9 protein-coding genes are annotated in these 12,733 nt (G+C 72.3%); 6 read left to right on the top strand and 3 right to left on the bottom strand.

Annotated features, from left to right (window positions below; all coding sequences use genetic code 11):
- Window positions 1–59: 59 nt before the first annotated feature.
- Window positions 60–1,496 carry a sugar porter family MFS transporter gene (locus OHT74_RS11540; protein ID WP_266663330.1) on the top strand — a complete coding sequence of 479 codons (1,437 nt, stop codon included), beginning with the start codon at window positions 60–62 and terminating at the stop codon, window positions 1,494–1,496.
- Window positions 1,497–1,545: 49 nt separating this feature from the next.
- Here OHT74_RS11540 and OHT74_RS11535 read toward each other — a convergent pair whose 3' ends face one another.
- Window positions 1,546–2,532, bottom strand: coding sequence for an LLM class flavin-dependent oxidoreductase (locus OHT74_RS11535; RefSeq protein ID WP_328620204.1), 987 nt, complete (start codon window positions 2,530–2,532; stop codon window positions 1,546–1,548).
- Window positions 2,533–2,595: 63 nt separating this feature from the next.
- The gene (locus OHT74_RS11530) at window positions 2,596–4,080 is read right to left on the bottom strand and encodes a cytosine permease (protein WP_328620203.1); all 1,485 of its coding nucleotides are present in this window, start codon (window positions 4,078–4,080) and stop codon (window positions 2,596–2,598) included.
- 143 nt (window positions 4,081–4,223) lie between these two features.
- Between OHT74_RS11530 and ftsY the strand changes: the two genes are divergently transcribed.
- Window positions 4,224–5,441: a signal recognition particle-docking protein FtsY gene (gene ftsY / locus OHT74_RS11525; protein ID WP_266636376.1), complete on the top strand. Its 1,218-nt coding sequence runs from the start codon at window positions 4,224–4,226 to the stop codon at window positions 5,439–5,441.
- 99 nt (window positions 5,442–5,540) lie between these two features.
- Here ftsY and OHT74_RS11520 read toward each other — a convergent pair whose 3' ends face one another.
- A complete protein-coding gene (locus tag OHT74_RS11520) occupies window positions 5,541–6,209 on the bottom strand; it encodes a bifunctional DNA primase/polymerase (protein ID WP_266663324.1) in 669 nt (222 codons plus the stop codon).
- Between the two features lie 407 nt (window positions 6,210–6,616).
- Here OHT74_RS11520 and nsdA point away from each other — a divergent pair, with 407 nt between their 5' ends.
- The 4 genes from nsdA to OHT74_RS11500 all read left to right on the top strand — a co-directional run bounded on the left by nsdA (window position 6,617) and on the right by OHT74_RS11500 (window position 12,655).
- A complete protein-coding gene (gene nsdA, locus OHT74_RS11515; RefSeq protein WP_389870451.1) occupies window positions 6,617–8,122 on the top strand; it encodes a transcriptional repressor NsdA in 1,506 nt (501 codons plus the stop codon).
- Window positions 8,123–8,514: 392 nt separating this feature from the next.
- On the top strand, window positions 8,515–9,861 hold the full coding sequence (locus OHT74_RS11510) for an ammonium transporter (RefSeq protein WP_266663322.1): 1,347 nt from the start codon (window positions 8,515–8,517) through the stop codon (window positions 9,859–9,861).
- Entirely contained in the window at window positions 9,858–10,196 is a 339-nt protein-coding gene (locus tag OHT74_RS11505; RefSeq protein WP_053691083.1) for a P-II family nitrogen regulator, read from the top strand. Before OHT74_RS11510 ends, OHT74_RS11505 begins: the two co-directional genes overlap by 4 nt.
- A 17-nt stretch (window positions 10,197–10,213) precedes the next feature.
- Window positions 10,214–12,655, top strand: coding sequence for a [protein-PII] uridylyltransferase (locus OHT74_RS11500; RefSeq protein WP_328620202.1), 2,442 nt, complete (start codon window positions 10,214–10,216; stop codon window positions 12,653–12,655).
- The last annotated feature ends 78 nt before the right edge of the window (window positions 12,656–12,733 follow it).

Below are 12,733 nucleotides of genomic sequence, written 5' to 3'. Positions count from 1 at the left end.
TGGAAGGAACCACCCCCACCCAGCCCGTCACCGCAGCCGGGCACCCGCAGGAGCAGACCTTGACCAGCAGCACAGCGCAGGCGCCGGTACCGGGCGGCGGCGGCCGGGCCGCACACCCCGACCACCTCGCGCACGTCATCTTCATCGCCGCCGCGGCCGCCATGGGCGGCTTCCTCTTCGGCTACGACAGCTCGGTCATCAACGGCGCCGTCGTAGCCATCCGCGAGCGGTTCGACGTCGGTTCGGCCCTACTCGCCCAGGTGATCGCCGCCGCGCTGATCGGCTGCGCGCTCGGTGCGGCCACCGCCGGCCGCATGGCCGACCGGATCGGCCGCATCCGCTGCATGCAGATCGCCGCCGTCCTGTTCACCGCGAGCGCGATCGGCTCGGCCCTCCCCTTCGCCCTCTGGGACCTCGCCGTCTGGCGCGTCATCGGCGGCTTCGGCATCGGCATGGCCTCCGTCATCGGCCCCGCCTACATCGCCGAGGTCTCTCCGGCCGCCTACCGCGGCCGGCTCGCCTCGTTCCAGCAGGCCGCGATCGTCATCGGCATCGCCGTCTCCCAGCTCGTCAACTGGGGGATCCTGAACCTCGCCGACGGCGACCAGCGCGGGGAGATCGGCGGCCTCGAAGCCTGGCAGTGGATGCTCGGCGTCATGGTCGTCCCGGCCGTGCTCTACGGGCTGATGTCCTTCGTCATCCCGGAGTCCCCCCGCTTCCTCGTCTCCGTCGGCCGCACCGACGAGGCCAAGAAGGTGCTCACCGAGGTCGAGGGCTCGAAGATCGACCTGGACGGGCGCGTCGCCGAGATCGAGCACGCCATGCACTCCGAGCACAAGTCCACGTTCAAGGACCTGCTCGGCGGCCGCTTCGGCTTCCTGCCCATCGTCTGGATCGGCATCGGCCTGTCCGTCTTCCAGCAGCTCGTCGGCATCAACGTGATCTTCTACTACAGCTCCTCGCTGTGGCAGTCGGTCGGCATCGACCCGAGCTCCTCCTTCCTGTACTCCTTCGAGACCTCCGTCGTGAACATCATCGGCACGGTGATCGCGATGATCTTCGTCGACCGGTTCGGCCGCAAGCCCCTCGCGCTCATCGGCTCGGTCGGCATGGCGATCTCCCTGGGGCTCGCCGCATGGGCCTTCTCCTACAAGGACACCAGCGGCGGCGACATCGCCCTGCCGCACACCCAGGGGCTCGTCGCCCTCATCGCCGCCAACTGCTTCGTCCTCTTCTTCGCCCTGTCCTGGGGCGTGGTGGTCTGGGTGCTGCTCGGCGAGATGTTCCCCGGACGCATCCGCGCCGCCGCCCTCGGCGTGGCGGCCGCCGCCCAGTGGATCGCCAACTGGGTCATCACCGTCACATTCCCGTCGCTGTCGGACTGGAACCTGTCCGGCGCGTACGTCATCTATTCGATCTTCGCCGCGCTCTCGATCCCGTTCATCCTCAGGTGGGTGCCGGAGACCAAGGGCAAGGCGTTGGAGGAGATGGGGTAACCACCCCCGCCAACACCCCCTCTCCTCTTACGGCAGGTGCTGCCCCCGCTCAGTCCTTGAGCCGGGGCAGCACCTGTTCGCACAGGAGGTGCAGGCTGCGCCAGCCCTCGTCCAGAGGCATCCCGCCGCACAGCGGGTGCAGCACCAGGTTCCCCGCCTCGCCCGCGCCCCGCGCGTACGCGACCGCCTCGTCCGGGGTCAGGACCCGGTACACGCCCTCCGTGCGCAGCTCCGCCACCGAGCGCGCGGCCGACCGTACCGCGCTGCGGATGTCCTTCGACTGCCAGGACGCGTACATGCCCGCCTCGTGCAGGAAGCGGTCTCCGTACTCGGCCCAGACCCGGTCCGGGTCCTCCGCGATGTGCAGCAGCGGGGTCTCGGCCGCCGGCATCATGCAGAACCCCTCCGTCCCGTGCCCCGCGAGCTGTGCGTGGTAGTACGCCTCCAGCTCCGGCAGGTGCGCGCTGGGGAAGAACGGCAGCCCGAGCCGGGCCGCGCGCCGGGCCGCCGCCTGGGAGCTGCCGCCGACCAGGAGCAGCGGGTGCGGCTGCGTGAGCGGCGTCGGGGTCACCCGTACCGTGCGGCCGCGGAAGGTGAACGGCTCGCCGGTCCAGGCCTTCAGCAGGGTTTCCAGCAGCTCGTCCTGGAGTCTGCCGCGCCGGCCCCACTCGACGCCGTGCTGCTCGTACTCCTCGGGCCGGTAGCCGATGCCCGCGACCGTGACGAGGCGGCCGCCGCTCAGCAGGTCGAGGACCGCGATGTCCTCGGCCACCTTCAGCGGGTCGTACAGCGGGCCGATGATCGCCGAGACGGTGACCGCGATCCGGCGGGTGGCGCCGAAGACCGCGCCCGCGAAGGCGAACGGCGACGGCAGCCAGTTGTTGGCGGTGCCGTGGTGCTCCTCGGTCTGGATCGTGTCGATCCCGCGGTCGTCCGCGTACCTCGCCATCTCCAGCGCGGCCTTGTAGCGGGCGGAGAGGGTCTCGGGGGTGCCGTTCGGGTCGACGAGATTGAACCGGGCCACGGTGATGGGCATGGAGAAGTCCCCCTTCGCCGGAGGTGGGTGGGCGGGCGAAGGGGGACGTTAGCTGACGTGACGTCAGTTGGACAGGGATCCGGCGAGCGCGGGCTCCTCGGCCCCGGCCGCACCGGCCGCCGGAGCCGGGGTGCGCGGCAGTACGGCGTACAGCACACCGGAGGTGACGATGCCGGCCGCCCAGCCCAGGCCGTTCTGCCCGATCCAGGTGCCGGCGAGCGGCCCGCCGAACCAGTCGACCTTGGTGAAGAGCAGCCCCACGGCCAGGGCCAGGCCCCATGCGGTCATGGCCTGCCAGGCGAACCCGCCCCGGTACCAGTAGGCACTGCTGCGGGTGGTGTCGAGCAGTGCGGCGCCGTCGTACGAGGTCCGGCGCAGCATGTCGACACCGAAGACGCCGATCCACGCGGAGAAGGCCACGGCGAGGAGCGTCAGGAAGGAGATGAACGAGCCGAAGAAGCTGGTCGCGACCACCATCAGCAGGAAGCCGAAGACCAGGCTGATGACGGCGTTGACGCTGACGGCCGCCGCGCGCGGGACCTTGATGCCGAGGGTCTGCGCCGTGAAGCCGGCCGAGTACATGGACATCGAGTTGATCAGCAGCATGCCGACGAGCGCGATCAGCAGGTACGGGACCGCGATCCAGGCGGGCAGCAGATTGCCGATGAAGGAGACCGGGTCCTGGGCCGTGGCCAGGTCCGGAGTGCCCACCGCCATGACCGCGCCCATCAGCACCATCGGGATGACGACGACGGCGGCGCCGCCGATCGTCGCGCCGACCATGCCCTTGGCGGAGGCCGTACGCGGCAGGTAGCGGGTGAAGTCCGGGCCGGACGGGACCCAGCTGATGCCGCCCGCGGCGATGGTGCCGATGCCGGCGATCATCATCGCCGTCGAGCCGGCCGGCTTGTCGAAGACGGCGGACCAGTCGGTCTCCGCGACCAGATAGCCGAGCACGAGCACGCTGAAGGCGCCGAAGAGGTACGTCGACCAGGTCGAGCAGACGCGCAGCGCGCTGATGCCGAGGCCGGACACCAGGAAGGTGCAGCCGACGAAGAGCAGCAGGGTGACCACGATCAGGGCCGTGTTCTTCTGCACGCCGAACAGCAGGTCCAGCACGGTGAGCATGGCGAACGCGCCGCTGACCGCGTTGATGGTCTCCCAGCCCCAGCGGGCGACCCAGATCAGGGCGCCGGGGAAGAGGTTGCCGCGCTGGCCGAACACGGCGCGCGAGAGGGCCATGCCGGGGGCGCCGCCGCGCTTCCCGGCGATCGAGATCAGGCCGACGAGCCCGTACGAGACGACGGGCGCGGCGACCGCGACGACGAGCACCTGCCAGATGTTGAGCTTGTTGAAGATCACCAGGCCCGCGCCCATGGTCAGCAGCAGCACGCTGATGTTGGCGGCGACCCAGGTGGGCACGAGCTCGCGGACCCGGCCGCTGCGCTCGCTGTCCGGCACGGGCTCGAGGCCGCGGGTCTCGACCGAGGTCTCGGGCAGCGTCTCGGGCGGCGTCTGTATCGCGCCTTCGGCGGGCTCGGCAGGCATGCGGCACTCCGGGTGGACAGGGCGTACGGGAATCCGCCCATCATCGTAGATGTGCCGCTAAGAGCACAAATGGAGCCTTACGGTCTGGTGGCAAGCGCCGGAAACGGGGGTCCGGGGCTGCCGTGGCCGATACTGGACGCGTTATGGACATCCTCATCCTTGCTGTAGTCATCGCCCTGGTCGCGGTCGGCGTGATCAGCGGGCTCGTGGTCGGCAGCCGCAAGAAGAAGCAGCTGCCGCCCTCGGCGCCGCCCAGCACACCGACCATCACTGCCCCGCCCGCCGAACCGCAGGTGGGGGAGGACGCCGTAGAGACGGCGGAAGAGCCCCGCCGCACCATCGAGGAGGTCGGCCTCCCCGAAGCGGAGGCTGCGGCTCCCGAGGCGCCCGCCGTCGTCGAACCCGAGGCTCCGGCCGCCCCCGAGATCGAGGTGCCCGAGCCCACCGCCGGCCGCCTGATCCGGCTGCGCGCCCGGCTCGCCCGGTCACAGAACTCGCTCGGCAAGGGGCTGCTCACGCTGCTCTCGCGCGAGCACCTCGACGAGGACACCTGGGAGGAGATCGAGGAGACCCTCCTGATCGCCGACGTCGGTGTCGTGCCGACGCAGGAGCTCGTGGACCGGCTCCGCGAGCGGGTCAAGGTGCTCGGCACCCGCACCCCCGCGGACCTGCGCGCCCTGCTCAAGGAGGAGCTGCTGACCCTGGTCGGCACCGACTTCGACCGCGCGGTGAAGACCGAGAGCGGCGTGGACACCCCGGGCGTCGTGATGGTCGTGGGGGTCAACGGCACCGGCAAGACCACCACCACCGGCAAGCTGGCCCGCGTGCTCGTCGCCGACGGCCGCTCCGTGGTGCTCGGCGCCGCCGACACCTTCCGCGCCGCCGCCGCCGACCAGCTCCAGACCTGGGGCGAGCGGGTCGGCGCGCGCACCGTGCGCGGCCCCGAGGGCGGCGACCCGGCCTCGATCGCCTACGACGCGGTCAAGGAGGGCATCGCCGAAGGCGCCGACGTGGTGCTCATCGACACCGCCGGCCGCCTGCACACCAAGACCGGCCTCATGGACGAGCTCGGCAAGGTCAAGCGCGTCGTGGAGAAGCACGGCCCGCTGGACGAGATCCTGCTGGTCCTGGACGCCACCACCGGGCAGAACGGCCTGACCCAGGCCCGCGTCTTCGCCGAGGTCGTGGACATCACCGGCATCGTGCTGACCAAGCTCGACGGCACCGCCAAGGGCGGCATCGTCGTCGCCGTGCAGCGCGAGCTCGGCGTCCCGGTCAAGCTCATCGGCCTCGGCGAGGGCCCGGACGACCTGGCGCCCTTCGAGCCGGAGGCGTTCGTGGACGCCCTGATCGGCGACTGAGCGCAGACCGTACGCAGCGCACGCAGACGTTCGCAGACGTACGCATGGCAGCGCCTCCGCATTCCGGCCGGAACGCGGGGGCGCTGCCATGGACACCCACTAGCGCCGTAGGCGGTGGCAGATGTACGCGAGGGTGCCGAGCAGCAGCCGGGCCTGCGGCGGGCCGCCCGCGGAGTCGAGCGCCGGCGGGCGCAGCCAGCCGACCGGGCCGAGGCCCGCATGGTCGGAGGGCGGGGCGGTCAGGAAGGCGCCGACGCCCAGGGCCCGCAGGTCGAGGTCGGCGTCGTCCCAGCCCATCCGGTACAGCAGCTGCGGCAGCTCGGCAGCCGCGCCCGCGGCGACGAAGAACTGGGCCCGGCCGTCCGGGGTCGCGGTGACCGGCCCGAGCGGCAGGCCCATCCGCTCGAGGCGGACCAGCGCGCGGCGCCCGGCCTCCTCCGAGACCTCGATGACGTCGAAGGCGCGGCCCACAGGGAGCAGGACCGCGGCGCCTGGGTAGCCGCCCCAGGTCTCGGTGACCTCGTCGAGGGTGGCGCCGGCCGGGACGGTCGGAGCGAGGGGCAGCGGATGTGCCCCCGGCGTGCTGCAATTCGAATGACCGCAGGAGCAGTCGCGGGCGGGGGCCGCGGCGCGGGCGCCGGGGACCACGTCCCAGCCCCACAGCCCGGTGTACTCCGCGACCGCCGTGCACTCCGACGTCCGGCCGCGGCGCCGCGAGCCGGAACGGAACTCCTTGGTGCTGCGGCTGCCGCCGATCGTGAAGCCCATGCCCATGCCCCCTCCAACGGGTCGGACGCGCCGGTGGTTACGACGTCGGCGGGACGGGATGCGGGGCCGGGTGCGAGCCCGGTGTCCCGAGGGCCACCCGGCGCACTCCTCGCCGCGTGCGCCCCTGGTGCACTCCCGTCCAACCGATCGTTTTCGCCTCGGTGTCAAGTGAATCGCGCCTGGCCGGTGGCTAGTTCATTCGAAGGGGTGGCGAATGGTGGCGTTTCTGGAATCGACCTCGCGGCAGGGGTGATCGTAGGATTACTTTCAGTGCACCAAACCCCGAAGGCGTGCCGTCCGTGGTTATGCCGGAGGCAACGTGTGGAGGACCTGTGAAGGTCCGTGGCGGCGCCCGCCGCCCCAGCCAGGGTTTCGTATGAAGAGACTGAGTGGATGGGGGCGTTCCTGTGAGCGGCAACGGCGCAAGCGGAACGAGCGAGGAGCCGGAGGCCCCGGGCTCTGCAGCCCGCAATGAGCAACTGACTTCCTGGTTCGTCCGCAGCGGCTGGTCGAAGGGCGAACTCGCCCGCCAGGTGAACCGGCGCGCCCGTCAGATGGGCGCCCACCACATCAGCACGGACACCTCCCGGGTGCGCCGCTGGCTCGACGGCGAACAGCCCCGCGAGCCCGTCCCGCGAATCCTGTCCGAGCTGTTCTCCGAGCGGTTCGGCTCCGTCGTCGCCATCGAGCAGCTCGGCCTGCGCACCGCCCACCAGACGCCCTCCGTCTCCGGCGTCGACCTGCCCTGGGCCGGCCCGCAGACCGTCGAGCTGCTCGGCGAGTTCTCCCGCAGCGACCTGATGCTGGCCCGCCGCGGCTTCCTGGGGACCTCCCTCGCCCTCTCCGCCGGCCCCGCCCTCATCGAGCCCATGCAGCGCTGGCTCGTCCCGGTCCCCGCCGCCGACCCGGGCCCCCGCGAGGCGGGAGCGGCCGGAGCCCTCAGCGGCCACCGCCCGCCGCGGCTCTCCGAACCGGAACTCGGCCTCCTCGAAGCCACTACCGTGATGTTCCGCCAGTGGGACGCCCAGTGCGGCGGCGGACTGCGCCGCAAGGCCGTCGTGGGCCAGCTGCACGAGGTCACCGACCTGCTCCAGGAGAACCACCCGGCGCCCGTCATGAAGCGGCTCTTCAAGGTCGCCGCGGAACTCGCCGAACTGGCCGGCTGGATGAGCTACGACATCGGCCTGCACCCCACCGCGCAGAAGTACTTCGTCCTCGCGCTGCACGCCGCCAAGGAGGGCGGGGACAAGCCGCTGGGCTCGTACATCCTCTCCAGCATGAGCCGCCAGATGATCCACCTGGGCCGCCCCGAGGACGCCCTGGAACTCATCCACCTCGCGCAGTACGGCAGCCGCGACTGCGCCGGCCCGCGCACCCAGGCCATGCTGTATGCGATGGAGGCCCGCGCCTACGCCAACATGGGCCAGCCCAGCCGCTGCAAGCGGGCCGTCCGGATGGCCGAGGACACCTTCTCCGACGTCGCCTTCGGCGGCGAGCCCGAGCCCGACTGGATCCGCTTCTTCTCCGAGGCCGAGCTCAACGGCGAGAACTCCCACTCGTACCGCGACCTGGCCTACGTGGCCGGGCGCAGCCCCATGTACGCCTCCCTCGCCGAACCCGTGATGCAGCGGGCCGTGGAGCTCTTCGAGAAGGACGACGAGCACCAGCGCTCGTACGCCCTCAACCTCATCGGCATGGCCACCGTGCACCTGATCCAGCGCGAGCCCGAGCAGGCCACCGTCCTCGTCGGGCGCGCCCTCGACGTGGCCGGAAAGGTGCGGTCCGAAAGGGTGAACACGCGGCTGCGCAAGACCGTCGACACCGCCGCCCGTGAGTACGGCGACGTCGCCGACGTGGTCCGGCTGACCGACCAGCTCGCATCCCGGCTCCCGGAAGCCGCGGAGGCCGTCTGACGGCCCGAGCGGCCGCCCCCGAAGGCCCCGGCCGCGGCAGTCACCCCGTGAAGCCCGATCAGGCTCCCCCAGCCAGGACATCCGGGTCACTGCCGCGGCCGGCTCCCTTTTTGCGCCTAAACCGGCGCCGCTCTCGCGGAGGTGGTTGCTCGCCGTCGTGGTTCCTCAATTGATGGTTGCGGTCGTCCGTCGCAGTTCATCACCCCGTAACAGCCCGGACGCCTTCGTCATCGGCGCGAAACACCGAGCGGCGCCGCCGGAAACCGGCCTGCGCGAATCTCAGGGCCAATAACCGGCCAGCCCCCAGGCCCCACCCCCCGGCCTTACGCCTTGCGCCGCTCAGGTTTTCACGATCGCCCGCACGCGAACGTACCGACGACGAGGAGACGCCGATGGCATCAGCCATCACGACCCTCGCCGCAGACGCCCCGACGCTGTCTGCTGCGAACACCGGGTTCATGCTCATCTGCTCCGCCCTGGTCATGCTGATGACCCCGGGACTCGCCTTCTTCTACGGAGGCATGGTCCGCGTCAAGAGCAGCCTCAACATGCTGATGATGAGCTTCATCAGCCTCGGGATCGTCACGATCCTCTGGGTCCTCTACGGCTTCAGCCTCGCCTTCGGAGCGGACTCCGGCAGCATCATCGGCTGGTCCTCCGACTACGTCGGCCTCAGCGGCATCGGCATCACCGAGCTGTGGGACGGGTACACCATCCCGGTCTACGTCTTCGCCGTCTTCCAGCTGATGTTCGCCGTCATCACCCCCGCCCTGATCAGCGGCGCCCTGGCCGACCGCGTGAAGTTCAGCGCCTGGGCCCTGTTCACCGCCCTGTGGGTCACCGTCGTCTACTTCCCCGTCGCCCACTGGGTGTGGGGCGCCGGCGGCTGGCTCTTCGAGCTCGGCGTCATCGACTTCGCGGGCGGCACCGCCGTCCACATCAACGCCGGCGCCGCGGCCCTCGGCGTCATCCTGGTCATCGGCAAGCGCGTCGGCTTCAAGAAGGACCCGATGCGCCCGCACAGCCTCCCGCTCGTGATGCTCGGCGCCGGTCTGCTGTGGTTCGGCTGGTTCGGCTTCAACGCCGGATCCTGGCTCGGCAACGACGACGGCGTGGGCGCGGTCATGTTCGTCAACACCCAGGTCGCCGCCGCCGCCGCCATGCTCGCCTGGCTCGGCTACGAGAAGCTGCGCCACGGCTCCTTCACCACCCTCGGCGCCGCCTCCGGCGCGGTCGCGGGCCTCGTCGCCATCACCCCCTCCGGCGGCTCCTGCTCCCCGCTCGGCGCGATCGCCATCGGTGCCATCGCCGGTGTCGTCTGCGCCATGGCCGTCGGCCTCAAGTACAAGTTCGGCTTCGACGACTCCCTCGACGTGGTCGGCGTCCACCTCGTCGGCGGTGTGATCGGCTCGCTGCTGGTCGGCTTCTTCGCCACCGGCGGGGTCCAGTCCGACGTGGCCGGCCTCTTCTACGGCGGAGGCCTGGAGCAGCTCGGCAAGCAGGCCATCGGGGTCTTCGCCGTCCTCGCCTACTCTCTCGTCGTGTCCGCGATCCTCGCCTTCCTCCTCGACAAGACGATCGGGATGCGGGTCACCGAGGACGACGAGGTCTCCGGCATCGACCAGGTCGAGCACGCCGAGACCGCCTACGACTTCAGCGGAGCCGGCGGCGGCGCCTCCTCCCGGAGCACCGCCACCCCCGTCCCCGTTGCCGCCGCGAGCAAGAAGGTTGACGCATGAAGCTGATCACCGCGATCGTCAAGCCGCACCGGCTGGACGAGATCAAGGACGCCCTCCAGCGCTTCGGAGTCCAGGGGCTCACCGTCTCCGAGGCCAGCGGCTACGGCCGCCAGCGCGGCCACACCGAGGTCTACCGCGGCGCCGAGTACACCGTGGACCTCGTACCGAAGATCCGCATCGAGGTGGTCGTCGAGGACGACGACGCCGAATCGGTGATGGACGTCCTGGTCAAGGGCGCCCGCACCGGAAAGATCGGTGACGGCAAGGTGTGGAGCGTCCCCGTGGACGCGGTCATCCGCGTCCGCACCGGCGAGCGCGGCGCTGAAGCGCTCTAGGCGACGGGAGCTCCTGGGTGACGAGCGTCGAGCAGACCACGACGGGTGATTCCGGCGATCCGTCCGGCTCGGGACCCAGCGGGTACGCCGCGGCCCGGCTGCGACTCCTCCAGGAGGAGTCGCGGTCCGGGCCTTCGCGGCGTTCCGCGCTGGCCGGGCTGACCGACGGCTGGCTGAACGCCCTGTTCACCACCGCCCAGCGGGAGACCGGGGTGCGGGGCGCCACCCTCGTCGCCGTCGGCGGCTACGGGCGCGCCGAACTCTCCCCGCGCAGCGACCTCGACCTGCTGCTGCTCCACGACGGCAAGGCGGAGCCGCGGGCGCTCAGCGCGCTGGCCGACCGGATCTGGTACCCCGTGTGGGACCTGGGCGTGGCCCTCGACCACTCCGTACGGACCCCGGCCGAGGCCCGCAGGACCGCCGCCGAGGACCTCAAGGTGCACCTGGGCCTGCTGGACGCCCGGCCGGTCGCGGGCGACGCGGGCCTGCTCGCGGGCCTGCGCACCTCGGTCCTTGCCGACTGGCGCAACCAGGCCGCCAAACGGCTCCCGCAGCTGCACTCGCTGTGCCGGGAGCGGGCCGAGCGGGCCGGGGAGCTCCGCTTCCTGCTGGAACCCGACCTCAAGGAGGCCCGCGGCGGGCTCCGTGACGCCACCGCACTGCGGGCGGTCGCCGCGTCCTGGCTGGCCGACGCCCCGCGCGAGGGGCTGGCCGAGGCCCGGCGGCGGCTGCTGGACGCGCGGGACGCCCTGCACCTGGTGACGGGCCGGGCGACCGACCGGCTCGCGCTCCAGGAACAGGACCAGGTCGCCGCCCGGCTGGGCCTGCTCGACGCGGACGCGCTGCTGCGCGAGGTCTACGAGGCCGCGCGGGTCGTCGCGTACGCGGGGGACGTGACCTGGCGCGAGGTCGGGCGGGTCCTGCGGGCCCGGGCCGCCCGGCCGAGGCTGCGCGGGCTGCTGGGGACGCGGGGGGCCGCGGCAGCCGAGCGCGCGCCGCTCGCCGAGGGGGTCGTGGAGTCCGACGGCGAGGCCGTCCTGGCCCTGGCGGCCCGGCCCGACCGGGACCCGGTGCTGGCGCTGCGGTTCGCAGCCGCGGCCGCGCAGGCGGGACTGCCGGTGTCGCTGCACGCCGTGCGCCGGCTCGCGGCGCAGGCGAAGCCGCTGCCCGTGCCGTGGCCCGCGGAGGCGCGGGAGCAGCTGGTGACCCTGCTGGGGGCGGGGGAGCCGACGGTGGCGGTCTGGGAGGCCCTGGAGGCCGAGGGCCTGATCACCCGGCTGCTGCCCGACTGGGAACGGGTGCGGTGCCGTCCGCAGCGCAATCCCGTGCACACCTGGACGGTGGACCGGCACCTGGTCGAGACGGCGGTGCGCGCCTCGGCCCTGACCCGCCGGGTGAGCCGCCCCGACCTGCTGCTGATGGCCGCGCTGCTGCACGACATCGGCAAGGGCTGGCCGGGGGACCACTCGGTGGCGGGCGAGACGATCGCCCGCGACGTGGCCGTTCGGGTGGGTTTCGACGCGGACGACGCCGCCGTGCTGGGGGTGCTCGTACGGCACCACCTGCTGCTGATCGACACCGCGACGCGGCGCGATCTGGACGACCCGGCGACGGTCCGGTCGGTCGCGGAGGCCGTGGGATCGCTCGGCACGCTGGAGATCCTGCACGCGCTGACCGAGGCGGACGCCCTGGCCACCGGGCCCGCGGCGTGGAGCACGTGGCGTGGTTCGCTGGTGGCGGACCTCGTGGCGCGGGTCGCGTCGGTCCTGGTCGGGGCTGCGCCCGTCGCGGCGGAGCCGGTCATCCCGACGACGGAGCAGGAACGCCTCGCGGTGGAGGCGCTGCGCACCCGGGAGCCGGTGCTGGCGCTGCACGCGCGCCAGGAGGAGGACGACGCGGTCGGGGTCGAGCTGGTGGTGGCGGTCCCGGACCAGCCGGGGGTCCTCCCGGCGGTCGCCGGAGTGCTGGCGCTGCACCGGCTCACGGTCCGCGCCGCGGACCTGCGCTCGCTGGAGCTGCCGGATCTGGCGGGCGAGGTACTGGTCCTCCGCTGGCGGGTGGCGGCGGAGTACGGGGCCCTGCCGGAGGCCGCCCGGCTCCGGACGGACCTGATCCGGGCGCTGGACGGCTCGCTGGACGTCCCGGCGAAGCTGGCGGACCGCGAGGCGGCGTACCCGCGGCGGCGCGGGGTGGTCCCGCCGCCCCCGCGGGTGACGGTCGTCCCGGACGTCTCCTCCCTGGCCACGGTCCTGGAGGTCCGGGCCCCGGACGCGGTGGGCCTGCTGCACCGGATCGGGCGCGCGCTGGAATCCTCCGGGGTCCGGGTCCGCAGCGCGCACGTCTCCACCCTCGGTGCCAATGCCGTGGACTCGTTGTACGTGGTCGACGCCGACGGCAAACCGTTGCCGCCGGCTGCGGCCTCGGCCCTGGCCGCCGCCCTGGAGGCGAGTCTCCACTGACCCGGGGGCACAGGTCCCGCTGCGCGGGCTTGCTCCCCGCCCCGCGCAGCGTCCACCCCTGCCGGCCGGAGCCGGTCG

Source organism: Streptomyces sp. NBC_00354 (genome assembly GCF_036106915.1).
Lineage (GTDB): Bacteria > Actinomycetota > Actinomycetes > Streptomycetales > Streptomycetaceae > Streptomyces.
Note: the sequence above shows the minus strand (reverse complement) of the source record. Positions and strands in the feature narration are given on the sequence as shown.